The 21,403-nt window shown below is 71.0% G+C and carries 20 protein-coding genes; 3 read left to right on the forward strand and 17 right to left on the reverse strand.

Annotated features, from left to right (window positions below):
* Nucleotides 1-29 precede the first annotated feature (29 nt).
* The 14 genes from ACFS27_RS03760 to ACFS27_RS03825 form a co-directional block, all read right to left on the reverse strand.
* A complete protein-coding gene (locus tag ACFS27_RS03760) occupies nt 30-1,604 on the reverse strand; it encodes an alpha/beta hydrolase family protein (protein ID WP_377180494.1) in 1,575 nt (524 codons plus the stop codon).
* Nucleotides 1,605-1,640: 36 nt separating this feature from the next.
* Entirely contained in the window at nt 1,641-2,816 is a 1,176-nt protein-coding gene (locus ACFS27_RS03765) for an ABC transporter permease (protein WP_377180496.1), read from the reverse strand.
* The gene (locus tag ACFS27_RS03770; RefSeq protein WP_377180498.1) at nt 2,816-3,556 is read right to left on the reverse strand and encodes an ABC transporter ATP-binding protein; all 741 of its coding nucleotides are present in this window, start codon (nt 3,554-3,556) and stop codon (nt 2,816-2,818) included. Before ACFS27_RS03770 ends, ACFS27_RS03765 begins: the two co-directional genes overlap by 1 nt.
* A 29-nt stretch (nt 3,557-3,585) precedes the next feature.
* A complete protein-coding gene (locus ACFS27_RS03775; protein ID WP_377180500.1) occupies nt 3,586-4,965 on the reverse strand; it encodes a hypothetical protein in 1,380 nt (459 codons plus the stop codon).
* Entirely contained in the window at nt 4,962-5,684 is a 723-nt protein-coding gene (locus tag ACFS27_RS03780) for a hypothetical protein (RefSeq protein WP_377180502.1), read from the reverse strand. The genes ACFS27_RS03775 and ACFS27_RS03780 overlap by 4 nt, the downstream gene beginning before the upstream one ends.
* 132 nt (nt 5,685-5,816) lie before the next feature.
* Nucleotides 5,817-6,281, reverse strand: a complete 465-nt coding sequence (locus ACFS27_RS03785) for a hypothetical protein (protein WP_377180504.1) — start codon at nt 6,279-6,281, stop codon at nt 5,817-5,819.
* Between the two features lie 264 nt (nt 6,282-6,545).
* The gene (locus ACFS27_RS03790) at nt 6,546-7,307 is read right to left on the reverse strand and encodes a crotonase/enoyl-CoA hydratase family protein (protein ID WP_377180506.1); all 762 of its coding nucleotides are present in this window, start codon (nt 7,305-7,307) and stop codon (nt 6,546-6,548) included.
* On the reverse strand, nt 7,304-8,830 hold the full coding sequence (locus tag ACFS27_RS03795; RefSeq protein ID WP_377180508.1) for a class I adenylate-forming enzyme family protein: 1,527 nt from the start codon (nt 8,828-8,830) through the stop codon (nt 7,304-7,306). The genes ACFS27_RS03790 and ACFS27_RS03795 overlap by 4 nt, the downstream gene beginning before the upstream one ends.
* A 106-nt stretch (nt 8,831-8,936) precedes the next feature.
* Nucleotides 8,937-10,046, reverse strand: coding sequence for a cytochrome P450 (locus ACFS27_RS03800; RefSeq protein WP_377180510.1), 1,110 nt, complete (start codon nt 10,044-10,046; stop codon nt 8,937-8,939).
* Nucleotides 10,047-10,747: 701 nt separating this feature from the next.
* On the reverse strand, nt 10,748-11,716 hold the full coding sequence (gene era, locus ACFS27_RS03805) for a GTPase Era (RefSeq protein ID WP_377180511.1): 969 nt from the start codon (nt 11,714-11,716) through the stop codon (nt 10,748-10,750).
* Nucleotides 11,713-13,119, reverse strand: a complete 1,407-nt coding sequence (locus ACFS27_RS03810) for a hemolysin family protein (protein WP_377180512.1) — start codon at nt 13,117-13,119, stop codon at nt 11,713-11,715. The genes era and ACFS27_RS03810 overlap by 4 nt, the downstream gene beginning before the upstream one ends.
* Nucleotides 13,116-13,568, reverse strand: coding sequence for an rRNA maturation RNase YbeY (ybeY, locus tag ACFS27_RS03815; RefSeq protein WP_377180514.1), 453 nt, complete (start codon nt 13,566-13,568; stop codon nt 13,116-13,118). The genes ACFS27_RS03810 and ybeY overlap by 4 nt, the downstream gene beginning before the upstream one ends.
* Nucleotides 13,565-14,629 (reverse strand): PhoH family protein, encoded by a 1,065-nt coding sequence (locus ACFS27_RS03820; RefSeq protein WP_377180516.1) that lies wholly within the window; start codon nt 14,627-14,629, stop codon nt 13,565-13,567. The genes ybeY and ACFS27_RS03820 overlap by 4 nt, the downstream gene beginning before the upstream one ends.
* Nucleotides 14,630-14,801: 172 nt before the next feature.
* The gene (locus tag ACFS27_RS03825) at nt 14,802-15,152 is read right to left on the reverse strand and encodes a histidine triad nucleotide-binding protein (protein WP_377180518.1); all 351 of its coding nucleotides are present in this window, start codon (nt 15,150-15,152) and stop codon (nt 14,802-14,804) included.
* A gap of 247 nt (nt 15,153-15,399) precedes the next feature.
* Between ACFS27_RS03825 and ACFS27_RS03830 the strand changes: the two genes are divergently transcribed.
* Complete coding sequence (locus tag ACFS27_RS03830; RefSeq protein ID WP_377180520.1) at nt 15,400-16,911, forward strand: helix-hairpin-helix domain-containing protein; 1,512 nt, start codon at nt 15,400-15,402, stop codon at nt 16,909-16,911.
* Nucleotides 16,908-17,741, forward strand: coding sequence for an OmpA family protein (locus ACFS27_RS03835; RefSeq protein WP_377180522.1), 834 nt, complete (start codon nt 16,908-16,910; stop codon nt 17,739-17,741). The genes ACFS27_RS03830 and ACFS27_RS03835 overlap by 4 nt, the downstream gene beginning before the upstream one ends.
* Before the next feature lie 82 nt (nt 17,742-17,823).
* Here the strand turns inward: ACFS27_RS03835 and ACFS27_RS03840 are convergent, their stop codons facing one another.
* Genes ACFS27_RS03840 through hrcA form a run of 3 tightly spaced genes read right to left on the reverse strand, consistent with a single transcriptional unit; the run spans nt 17,824 to nt 20,783 of the window.
* A complete protein-coding gene (locus ACFS27_RS03840) occupies nt 17,824-18,591 on the reverse strand; it encodes a 16S rRNA (uracil(1498)-N(3))-methyltransferase (RefSeq protein WP_377180523.1) in 768 nt (255 codons plus the stop codon).
* 10 nt (nt 18,592-18,601) lie between these two features.
* Entirely contained in the window at nt 18,602-19,723 is a 1,122-nt protein-coding gene (gene dnaJ, locus ACFS27_RS03845) for a molecular chaperone DnaJ (protein ID WP_377180524.1), read from the reverse strand.
* Nucleotides 19,724-19,763: 40 nt separating this feature from the next.
* The gene (gene hrcA / locus ACFS27_RS03850; protein ID WP_377180525.1) at nt 19,764-20,783 is read right to left on the reverse strand and encodes a heat-inducible transcriptional repressor HrcA; all 1,020 of its coding nucleotides are present in this window, start codon (nt 20,781-20,783) and stop codon (nt 19,764-19,766) included.
* A gap of 350 nt (nt 20,784-21,133) precedes the next feature.
* Between hrcA and ACFS27_RS03855 the strand changes: the two genes are divergently transcribed.
* Nucleotides 21,134-21,325 carry a hypothetical protein gene (locus ACFS27_RS03855; RefSeq protein WP_377180526.1) on the forward strand — a complete coding sequence of 64 codons (192 nt, stop codon included), beginning with the start codon at nt 21,134-21,136 and terminating at the stop codon, nt 21,323-21,325.
* Nucleotides 21,326-21,403 lie beyond the last annotated feature (78 nt).

The raw sequence follows: 21,403 nt of genomic DNA on the forward strand, positions 1-21,403 counted from the left end.
GAGCGGTGCCGGGCCGGAGCGGTGCCCGGTCAGATCCCCAGCTGGTAGGCGCCCCAGTAGGCCAGGGTGACCAAAAGCGCCGTCGCGCCGAGCACGGTGAGCCAGAAACCCGTCGTGACGACGGCGGCGGCCCGCCCGCCCGCGTCGGTCCCTGGTGTGTGTGCGACGCGTCCGCGCAGGTCGCGGACCCGGTTGAGCAGCAGTGCCGCCGCGACGACGGCCACGATCCCGAGCAGCCGCACGCCGATCCAGCCGCCCTGGACCACCACGGCGTCCTTCTCGTAGTCGAGGGCGAGGCGCGCGACGACGGCGAGGTACGCGACAAGGGCGACCGTCGTCGCGGTAGCACCGACGCCCAGTCCCGCCAGCGGCGCCCGCAGGCCAGGGGCGAGTCGGACGCCCGGGCGGCCGGAACGCCGTCGGGCCAGGCGACCCCTCAGCACCGCCCCACCCACGAGCAGCGGTCCGACGACGAGCAGCCCCCCGGCGGTGACGACCACCCCGACGAGCCAGTCTCCGTCGCCGAACCACTGCGGCTGCGGTACCGGGGACGCACGGTAGAGCTGCTCGGGCTGGGCGCCCGCGACCTGGGGCGGCGCGGACGCCGTCGTGGGCAGGCCGAGCACCCAGCCTGCGACGTCGGCCGCGAAGTCGGGGTGCAGCAGCAGCCCGTCGGGGGTCTCGACGTTGATGCCGTGGTTCGCGCGGTCGTAGAAGCGCACGGTGACGTCGTCGGCGCTCGCCAGGAGCTCGCGCGTGCCCTGCTCGAGCGGCATCGAGGCGTCGTTGGTGCCGTAGACGGCGAGGATCGGCGCGGTCTGCTCCTTGAGCCACGGCCGGACGTCGAAGTCGGCGTACTCGAAGCCGCCGCCGGGCAGACTCATGCCCACCGCGCGCGGGATCGCGCGGAACACCCCTGCGGGCACGTCCGTGTTCCGCAGGTAGTTGTCGACGGCGTACGCGGCCTGCTGCCGTGGCGGGACCACCGGGGCCGAGACCAGGATCTGGAAGGCCAGCCGCGGGTCCGCCACCATCATCACCGGCGAGACCCACGCGCCCTCCGACTCGGCGTACAGCCCGACGGCGTCGGGGTCGACCCCGGGGATGCCCCGCAGGTAGCCGACCGAGTACGCGTAGTCGAGCGCCATCGCCTCGTAGTCGCGGTGCCGGGTGGAGTAGTTGTCCAGCCGCTTGTCGGGTACGAGGGTGGTGATCCCCGCGCTGGCCAGGGCGGTCGCTGCAAGCGTGAACGCGTCGGCGGCCTTGCCGGTGCCCGCACCGTGCACGAACACGATGCCGGCGCGGCCCGCTGCGGGAGTGGAGTCCGGCCCGTCGGAGCCCGGCCCGTCCCCGTCGACCGGCTCGCGGAGCAGCCCGCCCACCTCGAGCCCGTCGGCGAGCGGGATCGTGACGGCGGACTCCCGCACCTCGTAGTCGCCGGGCTCGCCGTCGGCCGCCGAGGCACCACCGATCGCCGTCGACACGGTGGCCGGTTCCAGGTGGTCGATGACAGGTTCGGGCTCCCAGTCCGGTCCTGCGACAGCACCCGTGAGAGCGAGCGCGACGAGGATCGCGGCGGAGGTGGCGACGGTCCGGAAGAACACCTTCGGATGCTACGCCCGGTGGGGCGAATGCTCCCGCTACTCGCTGCGCAAGCCTTCGACCGGGGAGAGGCGAGCTGCGCGCAGCGCAGGATAGACCCCTGAGACGACGCCGACGAGCAGGGCGAGCGCGACCCCCGCACCCGCCGCGACAAGGTCGGGGTGCGACGGTGTTCCCTGCCAGGCACCGTAGACGAACGTCACGACGACGCCGAGGACCGCCCCCGCGAGACCACCACCCAGCCCAAGGAATCCGGCTTCCAGCATGAACTGCGTACGGATCTGGCCGGCACGTGCACCGACTGCCCGCCGGAGCGCGATCTCGGCACGGCGCTCCAGAACGGCGATCACCATGGTGTTCACGATCCCGATCGCGCCGACGAGCAACGCCACGGCAGCAAGGCCGAGAGCAAGGTTCTGGAAGGTGTCGTCCACCACGTCCTGCGCCTCCGCGAGCTGGGACGGTGCCGAGATGTTCACCGCACGCGGCATCGCCGGGTTGACCGTGTCGTCCAGCACGCTCCGCACGGAGTCCTCGGCTCCCGATCCGACACGGACGTAGATCGTGGACTGCGCCAGGTCAGGACGCTGCTCCAGCGACCACTGTTCCCCGAGCAGGGCGGCCGAGTCCAGGTCGGGCGCGAGGCGCGAGGCTTCGAGCACTCCGATCACCGCGTACCACGAGTTGTCGATCCAGAGGCGCTGACCGAGCTCGGTCACACCGAGGTGCTCAGCCGCTCGTGCACCCAGCACCGTCGTCGGCACCGTGGCCGAGGCAGCATCGAACCAGCGGCCCTCTGCCAGCACCAGGTCCATCGTCTCGGCCAGCTCCGGCTGTACTGCCAGCGCAGTCAGACTTCCGTGCATCGAGGCGGGCACCAGGTCGCTGCGGAAGACGCCGACGCCCTCGATACTGCGTACTCCGGCGGCGCCGACGACGGGACCGATCCGGCGGATCATCGGGACCGCCTCCTCAGGAAGCAGCACCGGCTCCTGGTCCGGGCCGATACCCGGGGTCACCACGAGCACGTTGGAGCCCATCGACTCCAGCTCGGTCCGCAGCCGAGCCTCGTTGGTGGCAGTGATCCCCATGATCGCGACCAGGGTTGCGATGCCGATAGCCACGCCCAATATCGACAGCAACGAGCGCGACAGACGTGCGCTCGGCCCAAGCCATGCGGTGGCCAGAGCATCTCGCACGGACATCCTGGCCATCAGTCCTCGCTCCCGGCTGCCGGGCGTGTCCCCGACGTGCTCGACCCGCCCTCCGTGGACTCGCCGGGCCAGCGGCTGTCCGCCTCGATGCAGCCGTCGCGGATCCGGATCCGCCGGCCGAATCCTTCTGCGATCTGCGGGTCGTGAGTGATCACAACGAGCGCGACGTCGTCCAGTCCCCGAAGCAGGTCGATGATCTGGACGCCGGTCGCCTGGTCCAGTGCACCGGTGGGCTCGTCGGCGAGCAGCACGACGGGGTCCGGTGCGATCGCCCGCGCGATCGCCACCCGCTGCTGCTCGCCACCCGAGAGCTGGGTGGGCCGGTGGTCCAGCCGGGCGCTGAGTCCCACGCGAGTCAGCGCCTCGACGGCGCGGCGACGACGCTCTACCCGGCCCAGGCCGGAGTACAGCATCCCGAGCTCCACGTTCGCCACGGCATCCACGTGCGCCAGCAGATGAAACTGCTGGAAGACGAAACCGAGCTGACTGGAACGCACGGCTGAGCGCTCGTCATCGGCCATCTGCGCCGTGGACCGCCCACCCACCAGCACCTCTCCGTCCGAGGGACTGTCGAGCGTGCCAAGGATCGAGAGCAACGTCGACTTTCCCGAACCGGACGGGCCCACGATGGCTGCATGCTCACCACGTCCGATCACAAGGTCGACGCTCCGGAGCACCGTGAGCTCACCACCCGCGGACGGATAACGCTTCGACACACGACGCAGTTCCAGTGCGGGCATTCGCCGGTCACGCTCCGCGACACCACCGCTCACGGGACAAGAACCTCGTCACCCTCACGCAGCTGCGAACTCTTGACCTCGACTCGTGCCTCGGCCACGAGACCGACCTCGACGGGTACCAACGTGCCGGAACCCGCCGGCGCACCGGGCACCACCTTCTCCACCGCATAGCCGCCTTCGGCCAGCGCGACCAGCGCGGTCACGGGGACGACGAGGACGTCCACGACACTCGCGGTAGTCACCTCCACCCGCACGGCGGCTCCCACCAGCTCGGAGATCGCACTCTGCGACTCGGCGTCGATCCGCACGACGACCGTGTCGGAACCGGGTACGCCGCCCTCGGCCGCCCCGCCCTCGGCCGCCCCGCCCTCGGCCGCGCCGCCGTCGGCGCCACCGGCGGCGCCGGCTTCCTTGTCAGGCCGACCGCCGCTGTCTGTCGACGCGATGACACCTTCCACCCCGTCACCGTTCGGCAGGGTGATCCTCACCGCGTCGCCCCCGCTCAAGGACGCCTGCTGCGACCTCGTGATCGTTGCCTCCACATGCACCCCTGTCCCCGTCCAGCGCAGGATCTCGCCGCCCGCCGGATCGCCCACGCGAACCGGCACCGCCTCCACGCGCAGGCGCGGCACGTCCAGGATCACGACGTCCGACGGCGAGATGTGCTCGGCCTGTGCAATCGCAAGGTCCTGCTCTGCCTCGTCCAACGTTGTCGCTGCCTCGGACAGTGCCTTCTCGAGACCGCCGCGGTCCGGCGCCGCCGACGCATCGTCGCCATCGGCCTGCCCGGTTGCGTCAGGCGCACCTGCTCGGACGAGCGCATCCTCCGCCTCGGTCAGAGCATCCCGTGCCACGTCGACCGCCTCGCTCGCGGCCTCGATCCGCTCGACACCTTCCTCGGTCCCGGACGGCGGAACATACCCGGCGGCCCGGTAGAGCGCGGCCACAGCAGCCGAGGTTCCCGGTCCGAACACATCGTCGGCCAATGCTCCGTCGAGCAGCCCGGCCGCCGACAACGATGTGTTCAACGACTGCACGTCTTTGCCTCGGCTGCCCAGCTGTAGCGGTCGCCACAGCGGGACACTGCCCTGCAGCAGAAATGTGGGCAGACCGTTCGACTCGAAGATCCGGTCCCCCGGCTCGATGACCGCACCCGGGGTCGGCAGGCTCGTCAGGATGCCCTCGGCCGTGCCGTTCAGCGGTTCGGCCCCGCCCCGTGAGACGGATCCACTGATCACGGTCCCGGCGGCCAGCGAGCCACGCACGACCGTCTCCGCGCGCAGGCCGGTCTCCGCCGTCGCCGCCTCCTCGTTGCGGGAGAAGTCCGCGAACAACGGAACCGCTACACCGCCGCCGACCACAGTCACGGCTATGGCGCTCGCCAGGACGACCTTGGTCCTCCGCCTCATTCCCCGTCGAACTCTTCGGGGTGCTCCTCGCGGTACTTCTTGGCTTGCTCAGAGTCCATGAAGGGGGCGTTCAACGCCTCGTGGAAAGGTCCCGAATCCCGCACGGTCTGTCCGTCGACCTCGGCCTCGACGCTCGCCCTGACGTCAAAACGCGGAAGGAACCTGTCCTCCGCCATGGGCGCCGAGCACTTCTCGGCCAGATCTTCAGCCATGGCAAGTGTGACGGTCTCGGGAATGATGAGGAACCCCTCGGCATCGGGATCCTCGATGACCGACGCCCCGTTGTCGCGAGCGCACTGCGCCCAGGCCGCGCCTGCCTCGCTGATTCCGTCGCCCAGAGATGGCGCCTCCGCCGGGACACCGAGGTCCCGCATGTCGATCAGGATGTCCTTGGCGCCCGGGTGATCGGCATAGCAACTGCGGATCTCACCATCCCGGTCCTCACCGTCGACGGCGATCGCCTGGCCGTCCGTGTCGTCCGAGACCACACCGCTCTCGCCGACCAGAAACTGTGCTCCGTCGATCTCGGCGTACCCGCCGATGCCGACGACCTCGTCGAACTCCATCGCAGCCACCACGAGTCCGAGGCCTTCCAGGCACGTGGCATAGTCGGCCGTCGCCTGGTTGACGTACCCGTCGACGGACTCGCCGCCACCACCCATGGACGCGACATCGGCCCCGTTATCTGCCGAGCAACCGCTCAGGGTGCCGAGCGTCACCACTGCCACCGCTACAAGACGTATCCGCTTGATCATGAAAAGTTCCTCGTCGTATGTCCCACATGATCCACATGTTCCGGGTGCGCGGCCGGAGCAGGTTCTCTCCCACTGCCCCGACCGCGGCCCGCCCGATCAGCCGCAGTTGGGGTCGAATCGGCCGCTGCTGATCCGATTGTCCCAGTGCCGACCGCTGCCCGGGTCGAACGGGACGTGCCGAAGTGCGGCGATCAACTCACCCGACGCATGGAGCGGCACACGCAGATATTCGGCCTTGCCGTCGTTGTCCAGGCCGTCCTCGCTCGTGTACCCCTTGTACTGGTAGTAGTACACGTAGCACTCCCGCCCGTGGTTGTAGACAGACGAGGCGCTGTTGTCGTACCCCTCCCAGGCCGCGAAGTTGTAGATGTTGAACTCGAACTGCGTCCGGCCGCCCGACCAGGTCTCGTTGATCCACGTGCATGAGAACCCGTTGGCACAGTCTGAGGTTGACGCGCTGACCGAAGGAGCCCCGAAGAGGCCGGTCCCCGACAGCAGGAGGAGCGCCGCCAACGCTCCCGCCCCACGCCCCTTGGCACGAGACCATCGCGTGTTTCCCACCATTGAAGACTCCGATCACGACTGGGGACAGCAACCGGGCATTTCGCCCAAATCGCCGGTGGATGAATGAACCTATGAGGAGGCGGAGAAGGGCGCAACCCACCTTGGGAAACATCAGGTAAACAATCCTCACCACACGACGATTTCACCCATTCTGATTTCACCTACCACGTTTCTCGCTGCCACTTCCGGATCGACCTGACGGGGCAAGAATGTTGTGGATCCCGCACCCCGCGGCCGGGCTACCCGGACCGGGCCATCCCGTCAGGCCGGCGTGCCGTGGCGGCCCGCGCCCGACGCGAAGCGCGCGGCTCCGCCGTAGGCCTCGGCGGCCAGCGAGCGCTCGCCGTGCCGCCACTCCTCGGCCAGGGCCTCCGGCTCCTCCAGCCCCCACTGGTCCAGCACCGACGCCCGGTCCTCCCGCAGGCACACCTGCGGGAACGCCGCGAGCGACGCCGCCAGCTCCACCGCGGCAGCAACCGCCTGCCCCGCCGGCACCATCCGGTTCGCCAGGCCCATGCGCAGCGCCTCCTCCGCGCCGACCGGGCGGCCCGTGAGGATCAGGTCCATCGCGTGCGACTGGCCGATCAGCCGGGGCAGGCGCACGGTGCCGCCGTCGACCAGGGGGACGCCCCAGCGGCGGCAGAACACGCCGAACACCGCCGTCGTGTCCGCGACCCGCAGGTCGGCCCAGACCGCCAGCTCCAGCCCACCGGCCACGGCGTGCCCCGACACCGCCGCGATCACCGGCTTGGTCAGCCGCAGCCGGGTGGGCCCCATGGGCCCGTCGCCGTCCGACGCCGCCCGGTTGCCGTCCGGCGTGCCCAGCGCCTTGAGGTCGGCGCCGGAACAGAACGTGCCGCCCGTCCCGTACAGCACGGCGGCGGTGGACGTCTCGTCGGCGTCGAAGGTCCGGAACGCGTCGGCGAGCGCCGCCGCCGTCGGACCGTCGACGGCGTTGCGCCGCTCGGGGCGGTCGATACCGACCAGGGTGACCGGGCCCTCGCGGGTGACCAGGACGCTCATCGGCGGCCCTCCCACAGGGGCTCCCGCAGAGCACGCCGCAGCACCTTGCCGACCGGCGAGAGCGGCACCGTGTCGACCACGCGCACGGTCCTTGGCACCTTGTAGCCGGCCAGCCGGTCGCGGACCGCCGCCTGCAGCGCAGCCTCGTCCACCAAGGCACCCGGAGCGGGGACGACGAACGCGGTGACGGCCTCGACCCAGGTGTCGTCGGGGGCGCCGACCACCACTGCCTGCGCCACCGACGGCTGGGCGAGCAGCACGTCCTCCACCTCCCGTGGATAGACGTTGTAGCCGCCGGTGATGATCATGTCGCTGCGCCGGTCCACGAGGTAGAGGTAGCCGCGCTCGTCGACGCGGGCCATGTCGCGGGTCCGCAGCCAGCCGCCGGGGGCGAACATCTCGGTGTTCAGCTCCGGCGCCGCGTGGTAGCCCGCCATCGTGAACGGCGCGCGCACACGGATCTCGCCGATCTCGCCGGGCGCCACCGGAACGCCGTCGTCGTCGGTCACCAGGAGGTCGGCGTCCAGCGCGGGCTGGCCGCAGGAGCCGAGCAGCGAGGCGTCGCCGTGGTCCGCCGCGTCGAGCACCGTCAGGCACAGCGGCGCCTCGGTCTGGCCGTAGTACTGCGCGAACCGGCGGCCCCACACGTCCATGGCCTGCTCGATCACCGGGCGGGGCATCGGGCTGGCCCCGTAGATCGCGGTGCGCAGCGAGGTCACGTCCGCGCTCTGTGCGGCACCGGTGTTCAGCAGCATGGCGAGCATCGTGGGTACCAGGTTGATCTCGGTGGCCCGGTACCGGGCGATCGCGTCGACGTAGCCCTGCGGCTCGAACCCCGGCAGCACCACCGACTCACCACCGCGCAGCCAGTACGGCAGCACGAAGGTCCCGCTCGCGTGGATCAGGCTGGCCGCGTGCAGCATCACCGAGTCGCGTGCCGGGCCGACGAGGTTGGTGAGGATGTTGGCCACGATCGCGGCGTAGCTTGCCTGCGTGTGCTCGACGGCCTTGAGGACGCCGGTGGTGCCGGACGTGTACAGCAGCAGGATCGGGTCCTGGGGCCGCGCGGGCAGGTTCGGGTCCGCGGTGGAGACCTCGTGCATGGCCGCCAGCAGGTCGGGTCCGCCGACGGCGCCCGGCGTGCCGAGGCCGAGCGTCCCGACGCCGTGCGTCATGGCGAGCTCGGCCGCGCGGTCGACCAGGGCCGCGTCGTGCACCAGGAGCCGCACGCCCGTCTCGTCGAGCATGCGCCCCTGCTCCGCCGCGGAGAGCCGGGCATTCAGCGGCACCCGGGTGACACCAGCCTTGAGGCAAGCAAAGTCCATGGCGATGGACCAGAGGCCGTTCCCCAGCAGCAGCGCCACGCGGGAGCCTGGCTCGGCGCCGTGGGCGTGCAGCACGCGCGCCATGGCATTCGCAGCCTCGTTCACCTGCGTGTATGTCAGCGTCTCGTCGCCGAAGCGGACTGCGGTGCGCGGCCCGAACCGGGCGGCACCGCGGCGAACCAGGTCAACAGTGAGCATGCGTTCCTCCACGGCAGATTATCCGATTCGTACGGTTCGTGACCGTACTACCGGGCTGCACGACGGGGAAGGGCGACCTGACTCACACCCCAGCGGGCCGCACCCGTCAGTAGACCTCCGTGCCCGACGACCGCGCCCGCTCGTACCGGACCGGCAGCGCCTGCGGGTGCCGGACCCACGGTGACGGGACCCAGGCCAGGTCGTGGTCCTCGACCGCGAGCTCCAGGTCCAGCTCGGTCAGCAGCCGGTTGATGGCGACCCGCGCGATGATGCGGGCCTGACGGGACGCCGGGCAGCGGTGCGGCCCGACGCCCCAGGCGAGGTGCGCCCGGTTGCCGACCTCGTCCCACATGTCACCGGTGTGCACGAGAGGGTCCTGGTTCGCCGCGGCCACCGCCATGATCAGGGCGTCGCCCTTGCGGATCAGCTTTCCGTCCAGCTCCAGGTCCTGCATGGCGTACCGGGGCAGCGGCGGGTTGGCGGCGGGCGCCTCGCGCCACAGGACCTCGTCCAGGGCGTCGTCCAGCGCGATCCGGCCGCCGGCCCAGCGGGCCGCGAACCGCTTGTCCGTGAGCAGGAGCCGCAGGGTCAGCGCGATCCACGCGGTGAGGAACTCGCTCGCCGCGATGAGCGGCACCGACATGGAGTCGGCGACCTCGCGGTCGTCGTGGAAGCTCTTGTGCCGCACGAAGCTGGAGGTCAGGTCGGCCCCGCCGGCGGCACGCCGGTTCTGCACGTGAGCCATCAGGTTGCGCCCCATCCGGTTGCGCGCCTCGGCCGCCTCACCCGTGTGGTCCATGATGTGCGCAGAGTCGACCATCATCTGCTCGGCGGTCCGCTGGTCGAACCCGAAGAGGGCCGTGACGGCGAGGAAGCCGACCTTCTTGGACCAGTCCGCGACGAGGTCCGCCTCGCCGCTGGGGCCGAACTCGTCGACCAGCCGCGTGCTGACCTCCTCGACCTGCGCCACCACCGTCTTCTCGGAGAGCGCCGCCAGCCCGTCGTCCAGTGGCTCACGGAGCCGACGCCGCTTCTCCCCGTCGTGGTGGTAGGAGGAGCTGCGCGGCTCGCGCGGCGAGATGCCGAGCAGGGCGGAGCCCTCGGACAGCAGGCCGTCGTAGTGCCAGCGCCAGTTGCGCGGATCCCGGGAGAACGCAGACTCGTTCCGCGCGATCTCGCAGATCTCGGCATGCCCCATCACCAGCCACGCCGGCACGCCAGGCTCCATGTCGACGGGGGCGACGACACCCCATCTCCCTCGCAGAACGTTGTAGATCTCTTGCGAATCCGCACCACCGGTCGTCGCCGACAGGGGGGTGAGCCGATTCAGTCTCGTGAGCTCGACGGGCGCCGTTCGGGCAGCCACTCTCTCCATGGCCCCATCTCAGCACAGTGTCCGGATTGCCCGTAATCGTGGCTGAGATATGCGGTACCGCGAGGACGTGCGGGTCGCGCAGGTCGCGGTCACTCGCCGAACCGCAACTTGGACGTCCCGGCGGTCGGGCTTGGACGCCGAACCGCAACCTAGACGTCCTGCCGGCCACCCTCAGCCGCCCAACCGCAACCTAGACGTCCTGCCGGCCACCCTCAGCCGCCCAACCGCAACCTAAACGTCCTGCCGGCCACCCTCAGCCGCCCAACCGCAAGCCAAACGTCATTGCGGTCGCCGAACCGAACGTTGTGCGTCCAAACAAGGGCCGGAGGACTCGCATCCTTCGGTTCGTGGCTGTCGATGACGCCCAACTTGCGGTTCGACACCGCTCCCGGTCGAGATGGACGCCCAACTTGCGGTTCGACACCGCTCCCGGTCGAGATGGACGCCCAACGTGCGGTTCGACACCCGACCGGGCGCCGATGACGCCCAACGTGCGGCTCGACACCGCCCCGGCCGAAGACCGGCACCCCCGCACAGCCCGGCTAGAACCCCAGCTTGCGCAGCTGCTTCGGGTCCCGCTGCCAGTCCTTGGCGACCTTGACGTGCAGGTCGAGGTAGATCCGCTGGCCGAGCAGCTTCTCGATGCCCTGGCGCGCCTCGGTGCCCACCGCGCGCAGCCTGGACCCGCCGCGCCCGATGATGATCGCCTTCTGAGAGTCGCGCTCCACGAACAGGTTGACCCGCACGTCCAGGAGCGGCGGCCTGCCCTTCTCGGGATCACCGGTTCCCTCGCGCGGAACCATCTCGTCCACGACCACCGCGAGGGAGTGCGGCAGTTCATCGCGCACGCCCTCCAGTGCCGCCTCGCGCACGAGCTCGGCCACCATGACGGCCTCCGGCTCGTCGGTCAGCTCGCCGTCCGGGTACAGGTCGGGGCCCTCGGGCAGGTGCGAGATGAGCACCGCCTCGAGCTCCTCGACCTGGTACCCGTCCTTCGCGGAGACGGGGACGATGTCGTCCCACTCCCGGTCCACGGCCCTGGCCAGCTGGTCCACGGAGATGAGGTGCTGCATGAGGGCCTCGCGCGGGACGAGGTCGGCCTTCGTCACGACGGCGACGACGGGCACCTTCCGGCGCCCGGACATCAGCTCGGCCAGCTGCGCCGCGATGTACCGGTCGCCCGGACCGACCTTCTGGTCGGCCGGCAGGCAGAACGCGATGACGTCCACCTCGGACAGCGTGTCGCGCACCAGGTCGTTGAGGCGCTCGCCCAGCAGGGTCCGCGGGCGGTGCAGGCCCGGCGTGTCCACCAGCACGAGCTGCGCGTCCTCACGGTGCACGATCCCGCGGATGGTGTGCCGCGTGGTCTGCGGCCGTGCCGACATGATCGCGACCTTCTGCCCCACCAGCGCGTTGGTCAGTGTGGACTTACCGGCATTGGGGCGGCCCACCAGGCAGGCGAAGCCGCTCCGGTGTGTGGCGGTCTGATGCACTGCGGGCTGGTCGCTCACGAGGTCACTTCCTTCTGGTCATGCTTCTGATCACGGTGGTCGTGCTGCTCAGGACCACCGTTGCTGTCATCTGGATCTGCCGCCGGCTCCGTGCGGTGCACGAGGATCGTGGAGATCTGCTTGCGGCGGCCTTCTACCCGCTCCGCCTCGAGGTGCATCCCGCCCACCTCGGCGGACGAGCCCGCCAGCGGCACCTTCCCCAGCGCCTTGGCGAGCAGACCACCGGCGGTGTCCACGTCGTCGTCGTCCAGGCGCAGGTCGAACAGGTCGCCGAGCTCGTCCACCGGGAGGCGGGCCGGAACCCGGAGCACGCCGCCACCGAGGTCCTCCACCTCCTGGACCGGCACGGTGTCGTGCTCGTCGGTGAGCTCACCGACGACCTCCTCGAGGAGGTCCTCGATGGTCACCAGGCCCGCGACGCCACCGTACTCGTCCACGACGAGCGCGATGTGACTGGCCGAGGCCTGCATCTCGCGCAGGAGGTCGTCGATCGGCTTGGACTCCGGTACGAAGACGGCGTCGCGCGCCACGTCGGAGGCCGGACGCCGCGACGGCTCGCGCACGCCGGGGCCGCCGTCGCCCACCGGCCAGTGCACCGCGGCCACCACGTCCTTGAGGTAGGCGACGCCGACGACGTCGTCCACCGACTCACCGATCACCGGCACCCGGGAGAACCCGGACCGGAGGAACAGCCGCAGCACCCGGTCGAGCGAGGTGTCGGCGGTGACCGTCACCATGTCGGTGCGGGGCACCATGACCTCCCGCGTGATGGTGCCGCCCAGCTCGATCACCGAACGGATAAGCTCCCGGTCGGACTCCTCGAACGCGCTGCTCTCCGAGAGGCTCTCCCCCACCCGGTCGGCGATGTCGCGCAGCTCGGCCTCGGTGGGCGGCGACGGGTCGTACCGCGGCACCGAGAACCGGGTCAGCCACGCGACCGCGCGCGAGACGCCGGTCAACGGCCCCACCAGGGCGAGGAGCACGGCCACCGGCTTGCGGAAACCGAGCGCGCGAGGCGACACCCGCACGAAGATGACGCCGATGACGACGCCCACCACGAGCGCGATCAGCATGACCGGGAGCTCGTTGGGGACTCCCTCGCCCGGGATCGCCTGCTGTACCAGCAGGGTCCCGGCCGCGATGGCGACCACCTCAGACATGACGCGCACGAGCGCGAAGGAGGCGACGATCGCCGTCGGGTCGACGACGAGCGCCTGGGCGCGCCGGATCCGGGCGGCGCGCTCCGGCTCGGGTGACTGTCCCAGCTCCGCCTCCGCGAGCGCCTCCGTCAGTGACGCACGGGTGACGCGCAGGAGTGCGGCCTCGCCGGCAGAGAGCATGCCGGCCAGCGAGAGCCCCACGAGCATCACGAGGGTAAGGAGCAGGACGATCACGCCGGTCACCGAGTCGCGAGGAAGGTCAGAAGGAGCTTGCGCTGGAGCGCGAACATCTCCTTCTCCTCCTCGGGCTCGGCGTGGTCGTAGCCGAGCAGGTGGAGAATTCCGTGCGTGGTCAGGAGCAGGAGCTCCTCGGTCGTGGAGTGGCCGGCGGCCTTCGCCTGGGTGACGGCCACCTCCGGGCACAGCACGATGTCGCCGAGCGTGCCGGCCGGGGTGACGTCGCCGTCACGCCCTGGACGCAGCTCGTCCATCGGGAAGGAGAGGACGTCGGTGGGGCCCGGCTCGTCCATCCACTGCACGTGCAGGTCCGACATGACGGTGGTGTCGACGAAGATGATCGACAGCTCCGACTGCGGGTGCACCCGCATGGCGTCCAGGACGAACCGGCCGAGCGCGGCGAACTCCGCCTCGTCGACCTCGAACCCGGACTCGTTGTTGACCTCGATGCTCACCGGCGCTGCCTCTTGCTCCCCTGGTTGCCGCCCTGACGGTGGTCCTGCGGCTGACGGCCCGGACGGCGGTCGTCGGTGAGGACGTCCCACCGTGCGTACGCGTCGATGATGTCGCTGACCAGCCGGTGCCGCACGACGTCGGACGACGTGAGGCGGCAGAACTCGACGTCGTCGACGCCCAGCAGGATGTCCTCGACCACGCGCAGGCCGGAGGTGGTGCCGCCGGGCAGGTCGACCTGCGTGGCGTCGCCCGTGATCACCATCTTGGAGCCGAACCCCAGCCGGGTCAGGAACATCTTCATCTGCTCGGTCGAGGTGTTCTGCGCCTCGTCGAGGACGATGAAGGAGTCGTTGAGCGAGCGGCCGCGCATGTAGGCAAGGGGCGCCACCTCGATGGTGCCCGCCTCGATCAGCTTGGGCACCTGCTCGGGGTCGACCATGTCGTGCAGCGCGTCGTACAGCGGCCGCAGGTAGGGGTCGATCTTCTCGGACAGCGTGCCGGGCAGGAACCCGAGGCGCTCCCCTGCCTCGACGGCTGGGCGCGTCAGGATGATCCGGTTGACCTGCTTGGCCTGGAGCGCCTGCACCGCCTTGGCCATGGCGAGGTAGGTCTTGCCGGTACCGGCCGGCCCGATGCCGAAGGTGATGGTGTTGGTGTCGATCGCGTCGACGTAGGCCTTCTGCCCGACCGTCTTGGGCCGGATGGTGCGGCCCCGGCTGGAGAGGATGTTGAACGTGAGGACCTCGGCGGGCCGCGACGCGGACGCGTCGCTCAGCATCGCCACCGAGCGCTTCACGACCTCGGGAGTGAGCTGGGTGCCCGCCTCGACAACCTCGATCAGCTCGTCGAGCAGCTGGGTGACCAGGGCCACGTCGCCCGCCGGTCCGTTCACGGCGATCTCGTTGCCACGGGCATGGATTTCGACGCCGGGGAAGCCCTCTTCGACGGCCCGCAGCACCGAGTCCCGGCTCCCGAGGAGCGCGACCGTCGGGATGTGGGCCGGAACGACGATCTTGTGCTCGATCCGCGTCTGGGACTGTGTGCTGGGCGAAGTTGTCATGAGCCGGCCCCGCGGGGCCGATCCGCTCCTTATGCGGTAGGGATGCTGTGCGGTACTGGTGACGACACCTCATCCTATCGACCCGCCCGGGTACCGCCACGGCCTTTCCTGCGGTGCCCCTCCGGAACTGTAGGACGTTGCGACCACCCAGGTGACCCGCACGTCCGCCCCGTCAGGCGAAGCCGGGTAGCTCCCCGCCCGCGAGCAGGTGCGCGTGCACGTGGAACACGGTCTGTCCCGCCTTGGGCCCCGTGTTGAAGATCAGACGGTGCTGGCCGTCGCCGAGGTCGCTCGCGACGCCGTCGGCGAGCGCGACGACGCCCGCAAGCCCCTCGGGGTCCGACGCGGCGAACGCGGGCACGTCCGGGTAGTGCTCCTTCGGCACCACGAGCACGTGCACGGGCGCCTTGGGCGCGATGTCCCGGAACGCGATCGCCGTGTCCGACGACGCCACGACATCCGCGGGGATGTCCCCCGCCACGATCTTGCAGAAGAGGCAGTCAGGGCTGTCGGTACTCGTCATGTTCCGCAGGCTACCGGGGGCGCCCGCGACGCCGCTCCCGGGAGCGCCAGGGGTGGCCCGACCGGGGCTCCGACACGGTTGTCCGTACCGTTACGTAGTTCGTAATGCCTGGGTGAATGGGATGTGGGAGAGTTTGCCGCGTTCGATGGAGATTGGCGTACTGCGACACCATTTCATCGGTTGTCCACCCCGCGAATCTCGTCGTCGCCCGCACACCACACACTGCAGTAGTCACCTGGAGGTTCGCGTGGGTTGGTTCATCGCCCAATCGCTCGCATTCATCATCATCGCGGCCCTGATCGGTCTTGCGATCGGCATCTGGATCGGCTGGCTCGTCTGGGGCCGCCGCGCCAAGGGCAAGCACGCGGCGGAGAAGGCCGAGGCCGCCGCCCGCGCCGACGCCGTCGCGAGGTCGGCGTCGAGCGCCGGTACTGAGGCCGCCGGTACTGAAGGCACTGGTACTGAAGGCACTGGTACTGGGGCCACCGGTACGGAGGCCGCCCCCGCGGCGGACGGCGAGCCGGACAGCGCAACCGAGGACACCGGTGCCCAGCCCGTTCCCGCCCTCGCCTCGGCAGACGCCGGCACCACGCCCGGCACCACGCCCGACGCCACGCCCGACGCCACCCCTGACGCCACGTCAGGTTCTGACGCCGCAACGAGCGAGACGCCCGGTGCCGAGCTCGTCGCCGACACGGCCGCACCGGCCGCGGACAGCGGGTCTGGTCCGGACCCGGACGGTGCGACCGACGCCGAGGTCGCACAGGCCGAGGCCGAGGCCGCCGAGGCGGACGTCGTCGCAGAGGCCGAGGCTGTCGCACGGCGCGCCGCCGAGGCGGACGCGGCCGCCGCAGCGGACACCGGTACGACGGACCCTGCCGCAGCGGACTCCGCTGCGGCGGACTCCGGTGCGGTGCCTGCCGCGGAGGAGACAGAGGCCGCAGCGGCCGCAGAGTCGAAGGACACCGCCGACGCCCCCGACGACCTGCGGCGCATCGAGGGTGTCGGTCCCAAGATCGCCGCCGCGCTGGTCGCAGCGGGCTACCCGACCTACGCAAAGATCGCCGCCGCGACCGAGGACGAGCTGCGTGAGGCCGTCGCCGGGCAGGGCATCAAGTTCGCACCGTCGGCCGCGAGCTGGGCCGACCAGGCGCAGTACCTCGTGGACAGCGACGCGGACGGCCTGCAGGAGTACCAGGACTATCTCGTGGGCGGCCAGGAGCGACGCGGGAAGTTCTCGGAGAACGTCGACTACACCGACGTCGACGAGATCGAGGGCGCCGACGCCAAGGCCGCCGCGATCGCGGCGGACGAGGCAGCGGCCGCGGCCACGGCCGAGCCCGAGCCCGAGCCCGAGCCCGAGCCCCAGGATCTGCGCCGCATCGAGGGCATCGGCCCCAAGATCGACGCCACGCTCAAGGCCGCCGGCTACACGACGTACGCCAAGGTGGCGGGAGCGTCCGAGACCGAGCTGCGCGAGGCGCTCGCCACGGGCGGCATCAAGTTCGCCCCCGCCGCCGCGAGCTGGGCTGACCAGGCGCAGTACCTGGCGGACGGCGACGAGGACGGCCTGCGGGAGTACCAGGACTACCTGGTCGGCGGGCAGGACCGCGCCGCGAAGTTCAAGAAGGACGTCGACTACACCGACGTCGACGAGATCGACGGCGCCGACGCCAAGGCAGCAGCCATCACGGAGGACGAGGCGAAGGCGGCGGCCGCCGTCGACACCGGGTCCGCGGGGTCCGAGGCGAAGGCATGAACCTGAGGACGGTGCTCCCACCGGTCATCGTCGCGGTCCTCGGCCTGGGTGCACTCTCGGGCGTGCAGGACACGGGATTCCGCGAACGGATCGAGTCGGACCTGACGGAGCGCGCGCAGGGGGCCCTCTCCGCAGCCCGGCTCTACGGGGCGGACGTCAGGGTCACAGGTCGCGACGCTGACGTGACCGCACCGACCGCCGTGGAGGCGATCGAGGCCGCCGACGTCGTGAGCGGCGTCGAGGGCATCCGCGCGGCGGTGGCGTACGGGCCGGACGGCCCGGTGTCCGCGGACGCGGGCGAGACGGAGAGCTCGCTGTCGCAGAGCGCCCCGGCCCCGACGGCGGTCGTGGACGTCACCGACGCTGCGTCAGCGGAGGCGACGCCGGCGGACGAGCCGACCGAGCCGGCGTCGGACAGCGCGAGCGAGGACGCGGAGGCCGACGAGGCAGAGCGCCGTCCGACGCATCGGGAGCGGGAGCAGGCCCAGGAGGACCTGGTCGACATCCCGAACATCACGTTCGTCACGGACAGCGCGCGGCTGACCAGGGACGGCCGCCGGGTGGTGCGGGACGCCGCCGAGGTGCTCGAGGAGCACCAGGAGGTCGAGGTCCGCATCGAGGGTCACACCGACTCGCGCGGCTCCGAGGCGCACAACCGGCGGCTGAGCGAGCGCCGGGCCGACGAGGTGCTCGACCGGCTGGCGAAGCTCGGCGTCGACAGGGACCGGCTGACGTCGAAGGGGTTCGGCGAGAGCGAACCGCGCGTCGTCCCGCGAACCTTCGCGGACCTGGAGAAGAACCGCCGCGTGGAGTTCACGGTCCAGAACTGACCCCGCCCCGTTGAGTGCTGGATGTGTGTCGGCCGAGACGCCCTGACCGCACGGATACCCAGCACTCAACGAGGTGGGCGGGTCAGGACCAGCGGTTCAGGCGCACGCTCAGGAGGGCTATCGCCACCGGGCCGGCCGTCGAGGTGCGCAGCACGTGCGGGCCGAGGCGCGCGGTGACCGCGCCGGCCTCGGTCAGCAGGGCCACCTCGCCATCGGAGATCCCGCCCTCCGGGCCGACGACGACGAGCACCTCCCCTGCGTCGGGCAGCGGCACGGTCGCGAGGGCTGCCGTGGCCTCCTCGTGCAGCACGGCCACCGTCCCGCCCGCCGCGACCACCTCACGGGTCCTGGCGGCGAGCTGCTTGGTGCTCAGCGGTACCTCGACGCCGGGGATGCGGCACCGGCGGGCCTGCTTGGTCGCGGCCCGCACGGTACTGACCCAGCGCGCCCGCGACTTCGCGGCCCGGTCACCGCGCCACACGACGACGGACCGTTCCGCCTGCCACGGGATGATCGCGTCCGTGCCGACCTCGGTGGCGGCCTCGATGGCCATCTCGTCCCGGTCGCCCTTGGCGAGGGCCTGGACGAGCGTCACGACGACGTCGGGCACCGGCTCGACGTCGACCTCGTCGACCCGCAGGTGCACCTCGGCACCGTTCACCGACTCGACGACGGTCCGCAGGCGCACCCCGGCGCCGTCGACCACGTCGATCCGCTCGCCGGGGCCTCGCCGCTGGACCACACCGGCGTGCCGGCCCTCCGCGCCGTCGAGCACGTAGACGGAACCAGGGACGTACTCGGACAGCGGATGGGCGGTGGACGCCTCCGCGAGAAAGACTGGCGCGCTCATGGGTGGGCGGTCAGCGCCCGCTCAGCTTGTCGCGCAGCCGCGAGAACACACCGCCGTGGACCGAGGCGAGCCGCGACTCCGGCCGCTCCTCGCCGCGCAGGACGGCGAGCTGCTGCAGCAGTGCCGTCTGCTCCTCGTCCAGCGCCGTGGGCACCTGGACCTCGATGTGCACGTTGAGATCACCCCGCCCCGTCGAGTGCAGGTGGCCCACGCCGAGACCCTTGATGGTCATGACCTGTCCCGGCTGCGTGCCGGGGCGCAGGTCGATCTCCTGGAGGCCGTCCAGCGTGTCGAGCTCGAGCACGGTGCCGAGCGCTGCCGCCGTCATCGGCACCTGGAGGGTGCAGTGCAGCTCGTCGCCGCGCCGCACGAACGTGTCGTGCGCGCGCTCCCGGATCTCGACGTACAGGTCGCCGGCGGGGCCGCCGCCCGGGCCCACCTCGCCCTGCGCGGAGAGCTTGATGCGCGTCCCCGTGTCGACACCGGCCGGCACGTTCACCGAGACGGTCCGGCGCGAGCGCACCCGGCCCTCGCCGGAGCAGTCGGTGCAGGGCTCGGGGATCACGGTGCCGAAGCCGCCGCAGGCGGAGCACGGCTGGTTCGTCATGACCTGGCCGAGGAACGAGCGGGCCACCCGCTGCACTGAGCCACGGCCGTGGCAGACGTCGCAGGTGCGCGCCGAGGTACCCGGCCGCGCGCCGTCGCCGCCACAGGTGTTGCACGCCACCGCCGTGTCGACCTGGATCTCACGCTTCGCGCCGAAGACCGCCTCGGCCAGCTCGAGGTCGAGGCGCACGAGCGCGTCGTTGCCGCGCCGGGCGCGGGGCACCGGCCCGGCAGGCTGCCCGCCGCCGAAGAAGGTCTCGAAGATGTCCTGGAAACCGAACCCGGCCCCGAACCCGCCGCCCGCACCGCCGCCCGGCGAGGTGGGGTCGACCCCCATGTCGTACTGCTGGCGCTTGTCGGCGTTGGACAGCACCTCATAGGCGCGCGCCACGTCCTTGAACCGGTCCTCGCCTACGTCTCCTGCCACGTCGGGGTGCAGCTCGCGGGCCAGCTTGCGGTATGCCTTCTTGATCTGCTCGGGCGAGGCGTCGCGCGGAACACCGAGAATCTCGTAGTAGTCGGTCACAGGTCTCTCTTTGTGGGGAGGTTTGTGGAAGGTGGGGAGGTCAGCTGGGCAGCACTCGGGACAGGTAGCGCGCCACGGCGCGTACCGCTGCGATGGTGCCCGGATAATCCATCCGGGTGGGGCCGATCGAGCTCAGGATCGCGACGGTGTCGCCGTCGGACGACCCGTAGCCGGACGTGACCACCGAGGTCTCCGACAGGCCCGCCAACCGGTTCTCGTGGCCGATGCTCACGGCCACCCCGGCGTCGTCGGTCATGTCGGTGAGGAGACCGAGCAGGACCACCTGCTCCTCGAGCGCCTCGAGCACGGGACGCAGGCCCTGTTCGAACCGCATGCTCGACCGGGCCAGGTTGGCCTGACCGGTCAGCACTATGCGTTCCTCGCTCTCCTCGCCGAGCGCGGCCGTCACGACCTCGGCCACGGCCGTGGCCAGCGCCCGGTGCTCGTCCGGCATCGCCTCGGTGACCCGCTCGAAAGCGGTGCCGATCTCGGTGAGCCGGTGGCCGGCGGCCGCGGCGTTGAACCGCGCGCGCAGCTCGCCGAGCGTCCCGTCGTCCATCCCGACCGGCACGTCGAGGAAGCGCTGCTCCACCCGCCCCGTGTCCGTGATGACGACGACGAGGAGCCGCCCCTCCGCTGTGGGCACCAGCTCGAGGTGCCGCAGCCCGGAACGGCGCAGCGACGGATACTGCACGACGGCGACCTGCCCGGTCAGCTGTGCGATGAGCCGCCCGGCCCGTGCGACGACGTCGTCCAGGTCGACGGCCTCGGACAGGAATGTCTCGATGGCACGCTTCTGGGGCACGGTCAACGGCCGCACCTCGGCGAGCTGGTCCACGAACAGGCGGTAGCCCTTGTCCGTGGGGATGCGACCGGCCGAGGTGTGCGGCTGGGCGATGAGCCCGGCCTCCTCGAGCGCCGCCATGTCGTTGCGCACGGTGGCCGGAGAGACACCGAGCCGGTGGCGTTCCGTGAGTATGCGGGATCCGACGGGCTCCCGTGTCCGGACATAGTCCTCCACGATCGCTCGCAAGACATCGAGCCTGCGTTCCTCGCTCACCGCGCTCACCTCCGTCCCAGGTAGAACGTCCGGGACGTACGCCCGGGTTCCGGCCCGCTCTCCAGCACTCTCGCCAACCGAGTGCCAATCCTACGCGGCACAGGCCAGGGGCCAAGTCCCCGACCCGCCAACGGACTGCAAGGTCTGCGTCAGATGCGCAGGTCACCCGCCTGACCGGCCCTGCTGAACCGTTCGCGCGGGGCGTATAGGGCGATGACTTAGCCGCGCCCGGCCGGCCCGGCACAACCGGCCCGCAAGTTGCGGCGACCGACCGATCCGGAAGGGCTACCTCAGCGACGAACCTGGAATCACCGCCGGCGAGGGACCGGCTCCGACCAGGAGGAACCACCATGTTCGGCTTTTCCGACTACGCCGAGTACCGCAGGAACGAGCAGGAGATCGACCGCCGGGCAGAGCAGACGCGCGTGGCACGCGAGCACGCCGCCCGTCAGCAGGCGGCCGCACAGCGCTCCGCCGAGCACACCGCCCGGCGGAGCGCCAGGGCCACGGACACCGACCAGGCCCGCCCGCGCGTCGCCTGACGCACCGGCGCCCACCCGTGCAGGACGACCATGACCAGCAGCGATGACCAGCGGACCGCCGAGAGGACCGGCATGGGA

The organism is Promicromonospora vindobonensis (assembly GCF_042685865.1).
Taxonomy (GTDB): domain Bacteria; phylum Actinomycetota; class Actinomycetes; order Actinomycetales; family Cellulomonadaceae; genus Promicromonospora; species Promicromonospora vindobonensis.